Raw genomic sequence first — 18086 nt, 5'->3', positions numbered from 1 at the left:
CAGTACTAGATTGTGTTGATTTCATAAAAGCATACAGGAAATTGCAACCATTACATTATCTGATTTATTCTGCTATTTTAAGGAAGTAACAGCCCGAGTCGTGAAGCTTTATTTATACCCTTATTCATACAGAGAATTGTCGTATAATTTGCTTATTATTTTAAGCAATTGGTGTTCCATTTGGAACTAGCTCATCAGGTTTTAAAAGCACAACATCCCCTTCTTCTGGAACACCACCTATTAGTAACACCTCTGATTTAAATCCCGCAATTCGTCTTGGTGGAAAGTTCACAACTCCAATGACCTGTCTACCAATTAACTCTTCCGGCTCATATCTTTTCGTAATTTGGGCTGAAGATTGTTTCATCCCCACTTCTTCTCCAAAATCAACTTGTAATTTTATCGCAGGCTTCCGCGCTTCTGGAAATGGCTCTGCTTCTACAATCGTTCCGATGCGGATATCTAATTTCATAAAGTCTTCAATCGTTGCCATATATATTACCCCCAATTTTTGAAATACTTACCTACATTTTAGACAAATAAAATAAAAGATGTTTCACCAAAAATCAGCTGTTTTTATCTATATGTCATATATTCGTTACAACTTCCCAATCACCTTTGCGATATTGACTTGGTGACATCCCCTCATACTTTTGGAACAAACGAGTTAAAGAAGACTGATGCTCTAATCCAACTTGTATGGCAATATGTAAGATAGATAAATTTGTATTTCGCAATAATTCTTTTGCTTTATTGAGGCGAACTTCCTGTATATATACCGATGGAGATTTTCCTGTTTCTTTTAGAAACCACTCCGAATAATAAGAACGATTATAGTGCTCAATCGCCGCTAATTGTTGCACAGTTATATTTTTATGATAATGTTCATGAATATATTGAATAGACTTCGGCTGCCGCTCTTTAAATAGGTAGCGCGAAATATATGGATAGAGTTCTTTCAAGGAAGATTGTTCTTGTTCTATTTCATTTAAAATGAGATAACGAATACCTTTCCACTGTTTATCGAACGCATGTGAAATCCCTGTCCTCTGCATATTTCCTTCAGGGATCATGAAATGAGGAATATCTAATACTAAAAATTCATTGCGTACAGCGGAATAAAAAGTATGATTGCATGCAGGAGGGACAAAAAATAACGTCTGCTGGTCAATGAGAAGATTTTGTAACCCTGCTGTGATAGAAAGTTCTCCTTGAAGAGGTAAAATTAACTGAGCATGGCTATGAGCATGCGTATGTTCAATCTCTCTATACGTTCGGCGTTCCGCAACAATCTCTTTACATATTTCCATATCCTCTTCTTCTCCCTTTTCATATTTGGATTTATCATATCAAAAAAAGTAGTGCAAACCAATCGCACGGTCTGCACTACTTTTTTAATGTTTTTTTAAATCTCTCAAATTTGATATATATAAAGCGATTATTAAAATAAGAATTGATCCGGCATATAATAACGTTTCAAATGGTTCTTCATGAGAAACAATAATTAAGCGAATAAGTGCTGTAATTCCTATATAAATAAAATAACGTAACGGAAAATGATAATTTGACTTAAAATACTTAATAATTAACGCGATAAACTCAAAATATAAAAAGTACACAATAATGCTTTCAACAAGCTTATACGATGTAAATTTTTTGGCTGAAAATATGTACTGTATAAATGTAATGGTTTCATTCACTAAAAAGATAGCTAAAACAATAGATAATATAATAAGTGCAATGTTTAAAATCCATTGTAAAATACTTGCGATAAAGCGATCAATATGCAATAACTTCATTTCCTTTAGAACTCCTCTTCCTATTCATACTTATATATTATAGTAAAAACATATTCTACGGAAGTTGAAGCTGCATTTCTCGCCTGTTTATTTATCATATCAGATCTAATTTTTCCCATCGCAAATAAAATAGCCCGCTCAATTACTTTCTTGTACCGCAACTTACGACTGTATCCTTTTCCGAATCGTAGCGATAACGAATAAAATAACTGGTATTACAATTTGGAGTGGAATATGTAGAAAGATTGGAATCGTCTTCAGTCCAATTTCTTCATGCTCCATATAATTCGTCGCAACCATAATTGATAACAGGACTACTACTGCACCAAACACAACAACTATAGAACGATAGCTTTTCAATCTAAACAATTGAGCAGTTCCTACTGCAGCACCATATAAAAACGATCCCACTTTAAAAAATCCACCGACCATCATTGTTATAATGATAGCTACATCCATTCGTTCAATTAGATTTCCAATAGATGCTATCCTCACGATTGTAAGCAGTGGATATGTTTTCATACTAATTAAATTGGGTCCTAGAACGGAAAGAATACTAATCATATTTACAGTTAATAAAATTCCCGCTACAAGGACCACCACCATCCCTAATTTCTTTGCCTCTCTCGGATCATGTAATGCCGGCCAAAACATCATAAACAATACCATTTCACCGAATGGAAATGTGATGGTAAGAGGAAAGGCTGCCTTCCATACTGGTCCGAACCCTTTTTCTAGTACAGGTGTGAGCTGTTCTACATCAACAACTTGAGAGCTGTATACAATAGCCCATGTTAATATCGCAATAAGAAACAGAAAAGGAAAGAATATCTCCCCCATACGTCCGAATACTTCAAGTCCACCATATAAACAATACACAATAACAACTATAAAACTGCCGATAACGATAATAAGAGGCGTTTTCGGCAAGAAGGTTCCCGTTATAAGTTCACCGAAATCTCTCAATACTCGTGCGGCTATATAAACAAAATAAAGAATATAGATTACACTCAAAGGATAACCGATAAATTTGCCCACAATTTTAGGAATCATTTGTGTAAGGGTATCTCCCGAGTAGTACTCGAATAAATTTGTATATATCCACATTAAAACGAGACCACAGAACATGCTGACTAGAACGACTAACCAAGCATCTTGTTTCGCTTCTACCCCTAATCCATAAATCACTGTACTTCCTACTTCGAAAGCCATCATAATATAAAAAAGTTGCATAAATCCTATTTTTTCCTGCCTCATATCTTTTTCTCCTTTGCCTAAGGAACATACGATATTATTCTTTCATGGTATAAGACCTCTTTTTTCTAATGAAAGTGATAAGTAACAGCACTGTTGGAATAAGCGTCATCATGCACGGTATATAAAAAGGAGAAATATTCCCTAAAAATTGAGTCATTTCCTGCCCGCTAGAAAATGCCCATATACCAAATAGTATGACAAGAAAACCAAGCGGAAACACTATGGGACGGTAGTCAGACAGATGCAGCCATTGAGCAGTTCCGAGAACAAGTACATAATAGAATACGGAAATTTTGATGAACACTCCCAACACCCAAAGAATAATCACAATTGACTCAAGATGTTCAAAAAAAGTAGCAACACGAATGTATCGAAAAGCAGTAAACACCGGATATATATGACTAATTACTGTTCCTCCAAACAGCAAAACTCCAATTACATTAGCATAAAGCAGAATGAACATAGCGACAAACACCGAAATCATCCCCCACTTTCTCCCTTTTTCACGATCCGTTACAAAAGGAAGTAGCATAGAGATAAGAGAAATTTCACTGAACCAAGCCTGCGGTACAGTGGAACCAAGGATTGAAGGCAGCATACCATGCTCCATAACCGGAAACATATTCTCTATTTTTAAGTCAGGTATAAGTAAGAAAAAAAGGACAGGTGGAAGTAAAAATAGCGGAACGAACAGTTGAGATGCCCTTCCTAATACTTCTATACCACCTCGAACCGCAAACCCACAAATTAGAACCATGCTTCCAATCACTACAATGATTGGAGTCTTAGGTAAAAAAGAACCAATAACGAAATCTGCGTACTCCCTAGTTATTATGCCGCATATATGCAAAATAAAGAACAGATAGACAAGCCCAAGGATCTTCCCTGGGATCCGGCCGACGATATATTTACTATATTGTATAATCGATTCCTCTGGATAACGCTTATGCAATTGATATACGACAAATACAGTAAAAAAACCATTGAGGGACGCCCAAATTGGCGAAATCCACATATCGCGCTCTGCGTGCTGACTTGTAATGGCTGGAACAATAAGAACAGCCGTTGCAATGATTGTCGGTATGATGATAAGCGCCATCTGAAACGCAGAAATTTTCCCTTTTTCGACCATTTTCTTGTCTCCTTTTTGTCCTACTTTTTCTCAAGCAGTTTACCAAGCGGTTTAAAAAGCTCCTCAACCATTTGCGTAGGCCCTAACATGTCCGGAAAAAACAAAAGGAGAATAGCGAGCAAGTATCCGATCGCTGTTAAGGTGATAAAGGCCACTTTCTCCTTTTTCTGATCCCGATTCATTTTTGGCCACTCATATAAGGCAATGACAGCCATGCACACTGTTATTCCTGCTATTGTTAGCCATTTCATTTCTTTTCGACCTCTTTTTCTTTCACTCCCACTGGTGTGGTAGACAAACCAGGTCGGCGTACGCGCGTTTTAATAACAATCTTCACATCCACCTGCGGAAGGAGCTTATCCCAACGATGTTTACTCCCATTCTTTTGGATATTTGCGGTGAAACGCATCTGCAAAACCAAATGCGTCCGCATTCATTCCCTTCTTCACTTGTTTCAAGGCTAGGTTCATGTACTGTTTAATATCTTTTTCTAATTCTTTTTCTACCTTCTTCACAATTTTGGGGCTCATAATGTCAAGATGGCTTCCATTTTGTACAATTGTACCTTCTGACTGAACTCTCGCTACAATTTTCCACTTTCCATTCTCAATAGTAGGAAGAAGCTTTGTCTTTTGACGAACTGGATCTAACGAGATGGATTCTCCTTTTTTGGGATTTACTGTCACCACACTCTCTTGAATTTCATTTCGTAACCATAATATCCCTCTAGTTACCTTCGTATTCATTCGACCGATCATTTTATCTTTCTTAAAAACAGCTGTGCCAACTACAGTAGCCATCGTTTCATCTTTGTTTTTTCGGGATACTGGTGGTAGCTTTTTAATCAAAGGTAGTAGAGCCACTCCTGCCTCACTTATTAACATCTGTTCAAAATCTATCACTGTCACATTTATACCGATATGTAGCTCTGATAACTTTCGGAGCGCTTCTCCCACATATGACTCTAAAGGTGGCTGTAACTTCAGAAGATCGATTGCTTCTCCATCACTAACGAACAAATAAGCTCGTTCCCGAGGTTCTGGGTGGCGAAGTAAAAAGTCAATTTGCTTATGAATATCCCCTTCTTTAGCAAACTTTTTACTGAAAATATATATTTTACAGTGCCCCCAAAAGAGCTTACGTGGAAATTTCGCTTGAAGCTTTGACGCAGCATCCGCCATATTTTCTCCAATCGCAGACCTTACCAAAATTTGAGATCCTCCACCACTTCCTCCCCCTGCCTCGGACTGTCCTCCGTTCACAGCCCGAGGCACCAAAATTTGAACGGTAAGCCTAATGTTTTTCCCTTTTTCTTTATCAATGCCAGTCCCTAACACTAGCGCCGTGTCATTCACTTCTCTTCTGTCCCAACAACCAGAAAGTAAGACACTAGCTAACAAAAAGAGAAGAATGAGAAACCTGTTTATGATGTTCCGAGATAAGAGATTCATACTTGTTCACACCCTTCTCGTCATATCTTTACTCTATGAATCGTCTCCTTCGCTTGGATTTGGTTTTTGACCAGAGGCCTGTCGGTAACGATTGAATTCATTCGTTAAATGGGGACGTGTATTCATCTTCCACCACGGAGCTCGAATTAAAGTATCTTTCAGCTCATGTGCATTCATCGGAGCGATTGGTGTAAGATACGGAATACCAAAAGAGCGCAATGTACATAAGTGAACGACGATTGCAATCACCCCAAGCATCACCCCAAGTAATCCTAGAGAACCGGCAAGAAACATAATTGGAAAGCGTAACATCCGCAACGCAATCCCTTGTGTATAATGCGGCACCATAAAAGAGGAAATACCTGTAATCGCAACAACGATAACCATCGGAGCGGAAACGAGACCAGCTTGAACAGCAGCTTGCCCAATAACTAAAGCACCCACAATACTAACAGCTGCTCCTACCTGTTTTGGAAGTCGAATCCCCGCTTCGCGCAGTGCTTCAAATGTAACCTCCATCATGATTGCTTCTATAAGAGCTGGAAAAGGAACTGTTTCCCGCGAAGATGCCATACTGATCAGCAAAGATGTCGGCACCATTTCCTGATGATACGTTAATACAGCTACATAGATAGAAGGCAAAACAAGAGAAAATATCATAAACACAAAGCGCAACAGACGAATGGCTGAACTAATTAAGAAACGTTGGTAATAATCTTCAGGCGATTGAAGTAGGGAAAAGAAACTAATCGGAGCAATTAAGACAAAAGGTGTACCATCCACCAGAATCACCACACGTCCCTCTAAGAGATTAGCAGCAGCTACATCCGGCCGTTCTGTATTAATAAGTTGCGGAAAGGGTGAATAAGGATTATCTTCAATCAATTCCTCGATATAACCACTTTCTAATATGCTATCTATGTCAATGCGCCGCAATCGGCTTTCGACTTCCTCAATTAGTGATTCATTCGCAAGTCCTTCTATATAAGCAAGTACAACCGAAGTATCCGTATAGCGACCGGTTTGTATTAATTTCATCTTGAAAGCCGGGCTTTTAATTCTTCTGCGAAGTAAGGAGGTGTTAACTGACAACGTTTCCACAAAACCTTCACGCGGTCCTCGTACGACATTCTCAGCCACCGGTTCTTCAATCGAACGCTTTTCCCATTTCTCGAGCCCTAACGCAAGCCCCGACATTTCCTGGTGCACGAGAAGTACAGGGTGTCCGCTGGAGATATTCTCTATACAATCTGTAAATGTCCTGATTTCTTTCGTCTTTGAAAGATGTATCTGTTTTTCTAACACTTCCAGTGGACTAAGCCCGTTCCCCTCTGCTTCCGACATAAGCGGAGAGAGCACATGAGTATGAATCTCCTCAACATTAGATAATCCCTCTACATAAATAAGAACTGCTCTCGTTTGTCCACGAATCAAAAACATACGAAAAACCACATCAAAACAATCCTGATACATAGAGCGAAGAATCTCTAAATTTTCATCTAGATCCGAAGAAAGTAAAACTTGTTGTTGCTGATCAACCTTTTTTTGATTCTTTCGAAAGAACATGAACAGCTCCTTTCTTTTATTCAATGTTGCATGAAAACTACCCTTATCTTGCGATATATCTAGAAAATCTATCCAATATAATTAAAAAATTCTTCAATTTATTTATGACTCTCTAGATTGACTTACAGAGAATGAATGGGATGAATAAAATACTGCATACGTAGGTGAAGAGGATATTTTACAAAATATTGATAAGCCAGGGATTGTTGATGATAAGCGTTTCTGATAATGAGACGTTATGTCAACTTCACATGAATATTCTATTCATCCAAAATTGCTCTTATTGATGATATAATTAAAATCACGGAGGGGTATTATGGAATATATTTTGTATTTTATTTTGGATTACCGTTTCTTATAATTGGTACTGCATTATTTTTATTTATTATGGCTGCATTACCAAAAATCAGGAAGAAAAATCTATCATTCGTAATGATCGGTTTAGGAATAAATATACTTGCCATTCCGTTGTCTTTTTTTATAGGTGGGATGGCAACAGATTCCCCAGGTAGTACTATGCTCGATTTTTGGAAAGGATTTTTCTTTATTCAAGCAATACCGCTCTTCTTACTACTTCTAACTTTAGTGTGGTGGTTTATTCGCAAGAACAAGAAAAAAGTCCATATGTAGAATCTTAAAATGACTTCTTCTAAGAGACGTTATGTGAACTTGACATAAATATGATATACATCCGAAAATCCTAACAAATCTATTCTTTCAAATGGAACAATTAGGAAGAAAGAAGTGTAAAATCACGAATAAACGTTCGGATTTCCTATTTATAGAAATTAGTATATACTTTCTCGTATTGACTTTAATAATAAATATTCAGAATGTTACATAAACTCAGACGTTAGATGTCAACATTATGTCGAGTGTAACAGGGGCAGCTTTATTATTCAAATACATAAAATTGATCATAAGTAAGGCATTCATATAGATGATTAGGAGGAAGCATCTACGATATCCCATTTATGACCGTGTTTTATACACCTAATCCTGTTTAGTAGAATGGTTTTGAAAGATAATTTTGCGATATTAGGCTTTAAAACCGATGATTTTATGCAAAGTTACGGGTTATTTTGTTATGTGATTTAAAGCATATATTTTCATGAAATGAAAGCTTATAATTGAATATATTGTTTATTAATAATTAAACGAAAATTATTAATAGTATATATAGATAATAGATTTGATGATGTTGATTTGCAAAAACATATTTTGGAAATATCGCTATAATAAAGTAATATTGATTTACATAACAGATTAAATAGCGAAAAGGACAAACCTTACAGTTACGTTATCATAAACGTCTATATAGAATATTTTCTTTACGTTTATATGGTGAATATGTAAGTTGACGTGATTATGCATCTTGGTCATTTTTTTCTTTTTATAATATGAGTAACAATAATAAAAGAGGGCATTAGTTAGGAATAAAGTATCCAGTACAATCATATGGGGAATGGGATTGTTAGCTCTTGGTGCTTTTATTAATTGGAAAAAATCAGAAGTGTTTTCTAGCTTTTTTCACGGTCTTAGGAATATTAGCAAATCTCGCAAATCCCGCTAGATTTCCGTTCGCATAACGGTTAATTAATTCTAGAAAAGCTCCAGAAATAGATTCTTTATCATAGTTCCGAGCTAAAAATGCTCGATTCTCTAGTAAGGTACTTAATTCTTGAACTTTAAATAGTTCCTTATCATTTTCTATTGCTTTTGATTCACTTACTCCTAACCAATTTTTACAGTAAGGGCAATAGCCAACCAAACTTTTCTATGCAATATTGGTAAGTTTGTATCATAATAAGAGCAGATATCTTTCAACTCACAATTATGATATGCACAAATATTTATATCTTTAAAAAACCAAACCAACGGATAATACGCCTCTTCTTTCCAAGTATTTAAACATCTTGAACACCAAGCTAAATTTCTTGAGGAAACAAGATTTTTAATTTCTAACAACGTTGTATCTTTTAAGTCTGTTCTTCCTGTTAATGATTCTAAAATCCGAGTCAATTCTGCTGCATTTTTGGCAAAACCATTTAAACTTTTAGCTCCATCATAAAACCTATTTCCACCATTAATACTACTGTTCAATATGTACTTACTCTTTAACATAGGTGTAACTATTTTACTAATTAATATTCCAGGTAAGATATTATGCTCTTTAGCTAATCTCATAATATAACTAGTTAGGCTTTCATAACTCCCAAAACTTTTATATTTAGGTATTACACCATATAACACATTAATATCATTTTGTGGCAATTTTATCATTATGTTTAATCCTCCAATACTTTTATTATTTTCAACAGTTCTTTGCAAGTTTAAACTCTAATTACTGTTTTTTCATAATTTTAAAATTATAAAAATCTACAAATGAAAAAATCAGTAAATATCTCTCCTGTAAATCTAAATTTTGTATAGAATCTTTTAAAGACAAAAAATAGCCTTGTATATACACAAGACTATTCCCTTCATAAATTAATGTGTTGTGATAATTTATTTATATAAAATGAACGCAGTAAGAAAAAGAATACTAGTTCAATTATCCAAAAAAGACACAATACAAAGCCCAACTCTTTTAATAAGATAACATCAAACTGACTTTGTAAAAATTTAACAGCGAATATAGTGTGGATTGTAGCAACGATATAAGGAATAAAGAATAAAGCTGCCAATTGAATTGTTGCTGAACGAAACATTTCTGATTCAGTTAATCCAATTTTTGTGATTGTGATATATTTCATTTCCTCATTTGTTAAATCGGTATACATCCGGAAATATAGAACACTCGCTGCCCCTATAAAGAAAATAACTCCTAAAAATGTACCGATAAAGAAACCAGAAATATTATTTTGCTTACTTACATGTAGTGCGTCACTTGCTGTATAAATATTGAATATTGCATTTTGATTTCCCTCTTTAGATTGTACTAACCTCTCACTATCTTGACTAATTACTTTTAGCATGCTTTTTGTAGGTATCAGGCTAGATTCCCAATCATCAACAAAATAATTATAAATTGTCGCTGTCTCCAAATGAGGAATCATCCTATCAAATACAATATCTCTCATGATCATAACCTCTTGGTATGGTTCAATTACCTTTGATAAAAAATTCTTTATAGGAAATGTCTTCTTATTGGAATCTAAAGTAATAAAATTTTGTTTTACAAAAGGGTTAGTGTTAGTCAGTACATTCGATGTAAATGGTGATGCAATAACAACTTCAGTATCCTCCAATTGAATCTCCTGTCTATCTAATAACCTAGAAAGGGAATTATAATCACTTTCTTTCATAATCATGATTTCTCTTTCAAAAGCTCTGTCCTTTAGAACAATAGACTTGTACTTTTTATACTTGAATTGGTGATTCCTTAACTCTTTTTCAATGATAGTAATATGTTTTTGCTCTAATTTGTTGTTTTCATAAGATATATACGTAAAAGGTATTGGATAATATTTTATAATATCTGACTTTGTATCATTATTTATTGCAAACAACGCTGTAATGATTGTAAATGTAAGTGCAGATAACATCGTAACAATAAAGAGCATATTAATATTTTCCCTTGTTCTATTGGCTAAATCAGAAATCCATAACATATTAATTTGCTTCATATAAAATTTACGACTCTTTTTTAGCAAACTAATACACACAAAAATAATTTGTGAAAATAATAAGTAAGTTCCTATTGATACAAGAGGAATAATCGAAATGATAATATAATCCCTATATATATTTGCAAAACCATTTTTCTTCATGTACCAATCCGTATCCCCAGCAATATAATAACCTACTCCTAGACATACTAAGCCTAAGAAAGGCAGAAGAAAAGAAGGTTTTCTCTCTTGTTTATTTAGATGCTTCTCTTCTATAAGACGTTTTGTCTTACGAGTACGAATAAGTATAGGTGTCAACATAGATACTATCAAAAATAAAATGATAAATATTATAATTGTTAATATGACTGCTTTTATTGGTAAATATAAATAAAGATTTTGTGCACCTGTTAACTTTGAAGTAATTAATAGAAAAAGATAAAAAAAGACCAATCCCGCTTGGGTACCCATAAAAATTGATAATACTCCAATAAACATATTTTCAATAAACACAAGTCGCCTTAATTGCTTGTTAGAAATTCCGAGAATAGTTAAAACACCAAATTGTTTTTTACGAACTTTTAAAAATGTACTAACAGAATAGAGTAAAAATAAAAAAGAAAAGAGAACAATTGTAACTTGAGCACTTTGACTCATATTTAGGAGAGCTTCATGTTCTTGTAATTCTTGTATTTTTTGTAGTTGGGGATGAAATACATAAACAGAAAATGAAAAAAAGACCGCTATAGAAAAGGAACTACTCAAAAAATAAGCAAAATAAGCCCGTGAATTGCGCAAGACATTTTTTAATGCGAATTGCCAAAATTTCACCAACTTACCCCTCCTTTAATTGATTATTCTCAATATCAACAAATCAGAGATTATAGACCATTGAAAAATGTCCATATATCCTCAAAATTCTTGCCATGTATCCTTTATTTAAAGCTACGAATAATAACAATGTTATTCTTTCCAGGTTATCTTAAATCGATATCCTAATCCTCGTACTGTTTCAATAACATTTTCGATACCAAGATCATTAAATTTCTTACGCAAACGTGTAATATTTACATTCAGCGTATTTTCCTCAACAAAACTTTCTTCATCCCAGAGAGCAGTTAATAGATCCTCACGACTAACCGTTCTAGGATATTTAGTTAGTAATGCCTCAACTAACACCGCTTCTTTTTTGGTAAGAAAAATTTTTTCATTTACAAAATGAAGTTCCGGGCGTTCAGGAAATAATTTCACCCCTTCTAATACCACGGTGCGCTCTGAGATATTTGGTGCATACTCACCGTACATACGTCTTAGCTGTCCCTTGATTTTTGCCATTACAACGTCGTAGTAGAATGGTTTAGTAATATAATCATCTGCACCACTTTCAATAGCCATAATTTGTTCCATTTCACCAGCACGAGCAGAAATAAAAATAACGGGACATGTAGACTCATGACGAATCTGACGACACCAGTAGAATCCATCAAATTTAGGCAAATTTACATCCAATAACACAAGGTGTGGTCTAACTGAATTAAATGACTCCATAATATTATCAAAATTATCTACTATCACTGCCTCATAACCATATTTTTGAATATGAGCTTGTAATAAAGAAGCAATGCTCAAATCATCTTCTACAATTAAAATTTTATACATTTATATTCCCCCATAAATTATGATCTTCATTCTTGTTATAAAAATACAACTACTATCATTCCATTTTCCGCCCATAAAAATACCGAGTAGGATATACTCGGCACTTTTACTATCATTCTTTCGGAAGTACAATTCCTTTATATAATTGAACAGTAATGAAGTAGTAAATCGTATAAATAACTACAAAAATTACAATTGGTAACCAAATACGGAAATACGGATCCACTAAAATAAATCCAAAGATATTCATCCCCATTAGTACGTGTGCAATACCTACTACAGCTGGAAACAGGAATACAAAAAATAGTTCTTTATAAATAGACTTTGCTAGTAATTCACGGCGAACACCTATTTTACGAAGCATTTCATAACGAACAATATCTTTTGAAGCACCGGTAAGGATTTTAAACATTAAACAACTTGCCATCATCGCTAGAAACGCAATTCCTAGGAAAAAACCCATAAATACCGTTCCGCTGGCAACAGCATAAGATTGTGTATATAGATTGTACTTACTTAATAAATCATCAGCATTTATTTTATATTTATCTAGTTGTAACTCGTCAATTTTTTCCCATTCTTTTTTATATGCCACAAAATTGTCTGTTCTTCCAATCAGAACTCTTTTTTCAGCTTCCTGTATTTCATCATACATTTTTTGATCTACAATTTTAATCGCTTTATTCATATAGTTTAAATATGTCGGTTGTATAGATATTAAAGCCATATTCCACGTATCTGGAATAACGTTTTCATTCTCCCCTTCTTGACTATCTCTTGAAGTGGCACCTACTCGAAGTTCGTCCGATACACGTTGAAATTTATCTGAACTCTTTTTTCTATCAGCATCATACACCAGTGGATGGTTTTTCTCTAAATCTTCTTTTAAGTAGTAAACGAATTTATCATCTACTTTATAGCGATATTCACTTTTCTCCTTAAATGTAATACCACTTAAAATTTCCCTCTCTTCAGGAGTTGGATTATGAATCACTGTATCATATATTTCAAACTGCTCAACAGAGTTCATAACATTATTTTTAAAAGCCATTCCACCAGAAATTGCACCTGCGCCAAGTGCCACAAGCATTGCTACTGTTGCTAATACTTTCGTTAAACTAGTAACACGGAAATTCAACTGTGAAAATGTAAAAGCATTAATTCCTTTTTCATTACGATTTTTATTTCCCTTTAACTTTTTAATAATAAGCGGGAGAACTGAAGCGAAGAGCAAATATGTTCCTGCTGTAGTTGTGAACATCGCAATCATCAGGCCTTGTTCTTTTAATTTATTCATATAAATCATAGAAGCATAGCCAATACCTAATAAAACGATAGCCAGAATTGCAATTATACCAGTCCACTTCCCTTTAATCATTGTACGTTCTGCTGAAGCATCTGCATGTACAAGCTGTAAAACTGAAATGCGCGATAGTTTCATGCTATTCATAATTGCTGAGAACAGAAATAATATAAAGAAGAATACACAAGTAATTGCTATGGATGGGACATAAAATCCTTGATATCCACTTGCTGTAAAATCAAGTTGTTTCATCAATAGCTTGCCAATTCCTTGGGCAAGACCCACACCAACCGTGATTCCGATTGCTAAAGATGCTATTCCAATCATCATTGTTTCCAAAAACATAAGCACTGTAATCTTATGTTTTTTCGCTCCTAACATCATATACATCCCAAACTCTTTTTGACGAAGTGATAATAAGAATGAGTTTGCATACAAAATATAGAAAAATGTAATAATTGCTAGTAACACTGAACCTGTTTGGAAAACCACTCCGACTGATTTAATCATCGCATTTGATTCCAAAAATGATTTATTTAGTGCTAATGTTTGAAACATGTAAAAAATTGAAATTGACATGACAAGACCAACAAGTAAAACTATATAATCTTTCAATTTACTTTTTAATCCTGACATAGAAAGTTTAAATAACATGCTGAACTCCCTTTCTTATACCTTTTTTGTTCCTAAGGCTGCCAGTACATCTAAAATTTCTTTATAGAATGATTCGCGCGTACCACCACGGTGAATTTCTTTGTACAATGCACCATCTTGAATAAACAAAATGCGCTCACAGTAACTTGCACTATATGGATCATGAGTCACCATCATAATAGAAACATCTTGTTTTTCGTTTAAATTTTTCATTGCTTCTAAAAGACTTGTTGCGTTTTTAGAATCGAGTGCTCCTGTCGGTTCGTCCCCTAAAACAATTGCTGGCTCATGTACAAGAGCACGGGCCGCTGCGGAACGTTGCTTTTGTCCGCCAGATACTTCCGATGGATACTTTTGAAGTATTTCTGAAATCCCTAACATTTCTGCTACCTTTTCTACTTTTGGTCCAACCTTTTTTGAAGGAACGTTTTGAAGCGATAGTGGTAAAGCAATATTTTCATAGATTGATAAATTTTCAAGCAAGTTAAAATCTTGGAAGATGAAACCTAATTTTTGAGAACGGAAATCCGAAAGCTCTCCTTGCTTCATTTTAGTAATATCTGTACCAGCAATTTCAACAACACCATCTGTTGCTTTATCCAAAGTGGAAATAACATTTAGTAATGTTGTTTTCCCTGAACCAGATGGTCCCATAATTCCAACAAATTCACCCTCTTGAATTGAGAACGATACACCTTTTAATGCATGTGACTGACTTTCACCTTTTTTCCCGTATACTTTTTGTACATTTTTAACATCTACAACTAATTTGTTCATATATATATTCTCCTGCTTTTATTATTTTTTTAGTTTTTCCTTTGCCTTTTCAGGAACTTCATTTTCTTGTACTTTTTCAAATTGATATACATATTTACCTTTTACATGAACCTTCAAATAATTATTTCTATATTCATCTTTACCAGCAAACCCTAGTTTTATGATATTTTCATCACCTGATTCATCAACTCCATTTAACATGGAAAAATATCTCTTACCACCATGTTCAGGATCAGGCTTCGCTTCTTCTTTCTGAAGAACGTACACATCATTTTCTTTCACGAGTGGATTAAATCTATCTCTATTTTCCTCTCCTATATAAGCTAATAATCCTCCACCCACAACGATTAATCCGGACATTGCAATTAGTGCTTTTTTCATCTATCTTTTCCACCTTTCTTTTCTCATCAAAAATTATTTTTATTCCTTTTTTAATATTTCAATGAACATGTATATACCTCATCAGTACATTTCTAAGTATAGATATTATTTCTTAACAAAAAACAAGGAGCTTTCTTAAGTTTTTCTTAACAAATACTTTCATAAAGCATAAAAAAGAACTCTTCTGATTAAGAGTTCCTTTCTATCGAAAATATTCAATTTTTTAACTACATTTATTAAATGTAGAGGTGTGATTATTTTTCAGTTGTAATGGGTAATAAAATAGTAAACCTCACAATACCATTTTCATATTCTGCACGAATTTCTCCATCTTGCACTTCGACAATACTTTTTGCAATTGCAAGTCCAAGCCCTGAACCTTCAGTGGTTCTACTTCTTGATCGATCTTTTTTATAAAAACGTTCAAATACGTTTTCTAACTCTTTTTTTGTAAATTCTTCACTTTGGTTCGCAACAGAAATTTGAATATAATCTTCCTGCCTTTGAAGAGAAACGTTAATTTCTCCCTCATCTTTACTATACTTAATTGCATTCGTTAACAAATTATCAAAAACACGTATAATTTTCTCCGAATCAAGTTCAGTATATATACGTTCATCCGGAAATTCTTTCACAAATGCAAGACCATGCTCCTCAGCTTGGGGTACTAATTCCTCGACTAACTGATCAAGCATTTCATTCATGCATACTCTTTGTTTTTCCAATACAATTTTTTCATTTGTTAACTTTGTATACTCAAATAAATCTTCTATTAAATTTTTAAGTTGTTCTGATTTTGAAAAAGCAATCTTTATATATTCATTATACTGCTCTCTATTATCATATTTTGCATCGCGTAATAAACGTAGATATCCCATAATAGAAGTAAGAGGGGTACGTAAATCATGTGAGACATTCGTAATCAATTCATTTTTTTGTCTTTCAATTTCTCTCTCTTTTTCAATTTTCATCTCAAGTTCCTCAGCCATTTGATTAATATTTTTTGTTAACAAAGCCATCTCATCTTGCCCCCCCTCTTCAATTCGATATGCTAGATTTCCTTTTGCAATTTCATTTACTCCTTGAGCCATTACCTCAATTTGTTTCATCTTTCTCTTTGTAATATAAAAAAAAGAAAAAATAAACACGATAATCCCAATAAGTGATGGAAAAATCCCCTCTTCTATATGATATGTGATATATCCGTCTGGAATTCCACTTACAAACATATATAGATTTTCACCTTCAACTGTAATTGGATAAAAAGTGATAAATTCTTTACGTGTTTCATCTATATCTTTTACTCTTTCATTCAATTTAGATTGATTAACTGCAAAATTCATTACATTACTAATTGTGTTATGCAAGTTAATCTCTGCTTCTTGCGCTTGTTTCGTTTTATATAAAACCTTTCCTGTTTCATTTGTAATTAATACTTTTAGGGCAAGCACACCCTCTTCGGCCTCACTATTAATTATTTCCTGCAAACTTCCTATATTATTTTCACTTACTGCTTTTTCTGCAATCCTTTTTGCTTGAAAGTTAATATTCTTCATACCAGCACTATAATCAACGAAAGCTTTCGAATTTATATCTTCAGCAAGGGGGGCTACACCTCTTGATACAATGAAACCTAGTGATGCACAGAGAAAAAAGGTTGTGATGAGTTGCAGCCTAATACTTTTTAAAATATAATCACTACATCCTTTGATTAAATTCGTCAATTTATTGTTTAAATAATAAATTGGTTTAAATATCTTTTTCAATTTTATATCCTACTCCCCAAACTGTTTTAATGTAGCGGGGTTTCCTTGGTGTTTCTTCAATCTTTTCTCGTATTTTTCGAATATGGACCATCACGGTACTATCAGATTCAAAAAACTCCTCTTTCCACACTTTTTTATAGATTTGTTCAGCGCTCATTACTATTCCTTGATTTCGAGCAAGTAATTCTAAAATTGCAAATTCCCTCGGCGTTAATTTTACTTCTATATTCGTAACAATTACTCGATGCGTTGCTACATTTATTTTCATATCTCCAATTTCAATTTCATTTTCGTTTTGCATGCTTATTCCACTGTTCATTTTCATATATCGTCGAAGCTGTGATTTAATTCGAGCAATAAGCTCTAATGGATTAAAAGGCTTTGTAACATAGTCGTCTGCACCGGTTGTTAATCCTAAGATCTTATCCATATCTTGTGTTTTCGCAGATAACATAATAATAGGCATTTCTGCTATTTCTCTCACTTTCATACACATATGAATTCCATCAATTTTCGGCATCATAATATCAAGTACAATTAAATGTACTTTGTTTTTCTTTAATATTTCTAATCCTTCTTCTCCATCTCCAGCTTGTAAAACTTCATAGCCCTCATTTTTTAAATAAATAGCGATAAGTTCCCGAATTTCCTTTTCATCATCCACTATCAGTATCGTTTCTTTACTCAAAAAATCTCCTCCAATGTTGTCTCTATGCTATAGATGCTTTTC

18 protein-coding genes are annotated in these 18086 nt (G+C 33.9%); 1 reads left to right on the top strand and 17 read right to left on the bottom strand.

Annotation, left to right across the window (positions count from 1 at the left end; translation table 11 throughout):
• Window positions 1-160: 160 nt before the first annotated feature.
• The 8 genes from csaA to MR058_RS10305 form a co-directional block, all read right to left on the bottom strand.
• Entirely contained in the window at window positions 161-493 is a 333-nt protein-coding gene (gene csaA / locus MR058_RS10340) for a chaperone CsaA (protein ID WP_242143935.1), read from the bottom strand.
• Window positions 494-587: 94 nt separating this feature from the next.
• Window positions 588-1310, bottom strand: coding sequence for a helix-turn-helix transcriptional regulator (locus MR058_RS10335; protein WP_242143934.1), 723 nt, complete (start codon window positions 1308-1310; stop codon window positions 588-590).
• A gap of 84 nt (window positions 1311-1394) precedes the next feature.
• Window positions 1395-1799, bottom strand: coding sequence for a phosphate-starvation-inducible protein PsiE (gene psiE / locus MR058_RS10330; RefSeq protein WP_242143932.1), 405 nt, complete (start codon window positions 1797-1799; stop codon window positions 1395-1397).
• A 162-nt stretch (window positions 1800-1961) separates the two neighbouring features.
• Window positions 1962-3056 (bottom strand): GerAB/ArcD/ProY family transporter, encoded by a 1095-nt coding sequence (locus MR058_RS10325; RefSeq protein ID WP_242143930.1) that lies wholly within the window; start codon window positions 3054-3056, stop codon window positions 1962-1964.
• Window positions 3057-3090: 34 nt separating this feature from the next.
• Window positions 3091-4188, bottom strand: a complete 1098-nt coding sequence (locus MR058_RS10320) for a GerAB/ArcD/ProY family transporter (RefSeq protein ID WP_242143928.1) — start codon at window positions 4186-4188, stop codon at window positions 3091-3093.
• Between the two features lie 20 nt (window positions 4189-4208).
• Entirely contained in the window at window positions 4209-4439 is a 231-nt protein-coding gene (locus MR058_RS10315; protein WP_242143927.1) for a hypothetical protein, read from the bottom strand.
• A 120-nt stretch (window positions 4440-4559) separates the two neighbouring features.
• On the bottom strand, window positions 4560-5588 hold the full coding sequence (locus MR058_RS10310) for a Ger(x)C family spore germination protein (protein WP_242143926.1): 1029 nt from the start codon (window positions 5586-5588) through the stop codon (window positions 4560-4562).
• Window positions 5589-5672: 84 nt separating this feature from the next.
• On the bottom strand, window positions 5673-7205 hold the full coding sequence (locus MR058_RS10305) for a spore germination protein (protein ID WP_242143925.1): 1533 nt from the start codon (window positions 7203-7205) through the stop codon (window positions 5673-5675).
• Window positions 7206-7505: 300 nt separating this feature from the next.
• Between MR058_RS10305 and MR058_RS10300 the strand changes: the two genes are divergently transcribed.
• A complete protein-coding gene (locus MR058_RS10300; RefSeq protein ID WP_396021437.1) occupies window positions 7506-7835 on the top strand; it encodes a hypothetical protein in 330 nt (109 codons plus the stop codon).
• A gap of 877 nt (window positions 7836-8712) precedes the next feature.
• Here MR058_RS10300 and MR058_RS10295 read toward each other — a convergent pair.
• From MR058_RS10295 to MR058_RS10255, 9 genes are all read right to left on the bottom strand, one after another.
• On the bottom strand, window positions 8713-8976 hold the full coding sequence (locus MR058_RS10295) for a hypothetical protein (protein WP_242143924.1): 264 nt from the start codon (window positions 8974-8976) through the stop codon (window positions 8713-8715).
• Window positions 8940-9488, bottom strand: a complete 549-nt coding sequence (locus tag MR058_RS10290) for a TniQ family protein (RefSeq protein WP_242143923.1) — start codon at window positions 9486-9488, stop codon at window positions 8940-8942. Before MR058_RS10290 ends, MR058_RS10295 begins: the two co-directional genes overlap by 37 nt.
• A gap of 200 nt (window positions 9489-9688) precedes the next feature.
• Window positions 9689-11647: an FtsX-like permease family protein gene (locus MR058_RS10285; RefSeq protein ID WP_242143922.1), complete on the bottom strand. Its 1959-nt coding sequence runs from the start codon at window positions 11645-11647 to the stop codon at window positions 9689-9691.
• A 132-nt stretch (window positions 11648-11779) separates the two neighbouring features.
• On the bottom strand, window positions 11780-12475 hold the full coding sequence (locus tag MR058_RS10280) for a response regulator transcription factor (RefSeq protein ID WP_242143921.1): 696 nt from the start codon (window positions 12473-12475) through the stop codon (window positions 11780-11782).
• 112 nt (window positions 12476-12587) lie between these two features.
• Window positions 12588-14432 (bottom strand): FtsX-like permease family protein, encoded by a 1845-nt coding sequence (locus MR058_RS10275; RefSeq protein WP_242143920.1) that lies wholly within the window; start codon window positions 14430-14432, stop codon window positions 12588-12590.
• A 15-nt stretch (window positions 14433-14447) separates the two neighbouring features.
• On the bottom strand, window positions 14448-15209 hold the full coding sequence (locus MR058_RS10270; protein WP_242143918.1) for an ABC transporter ATP-binding protein: 762 nt from the start codon (window positions 15207-15209) through the stop codon (window positions 14448-14450).
• Window positions 15210-15230: 21 nt separating this feature from the next.
• The gene (locus MR058_RS10265; protein WP_242143917.1) at window positions 15231-15590 is read right to left on the bottom strand and encodes a YxeA family protein; all 360 of its coding nucleotides are present in this window, start codon (window positions 15588-15590) and stop codon (window positions 15231-15233) included.
• A gap of 254 nt (window positions 15591-15844) precedes the next feature.
• Window positions 15845-17356: a sensor histidine kinase gene (locus tag MR058_RS10260; protein WP_396021435.1), complete on the bottom strand. Its 1512-nt coding sequence runs from the start codon at window positions 17354-17356 to the stop codon at window positions 15845-15847.
• Window positions 17340-18044 (bottom strand): response regulator transcription factor, encoded by a 705-nt coding sequence (locus MR058_RS10255; RefSeq protein ID WP_242143915.1) that lies wholly within the window; start codon window positions 18042-18044, stop codon window positions 17340-17342. The genes MR058_RS10260 and MR058_RS10255 overlap by 17 nt, the downstream gene beginning before the upstream one ends.
• Window positions 18045-18086 lie beyond the last annotated feature (42 nt).

It is taken from the genome of Bacillus cereus group sp. BfR-BA-01430 (genome assembly GCF_022663115.1).
GTDB lineage: Bacteria > Bacillota > Bacilli > Bacillales > Bacillaceae_G > Bacillus_A > Bacillus_A cereus_BD.
Note: the sequence above shows the minus strand (reverse complement) of the source record. Positions and strands in the feature narration are given on the sequence as shown.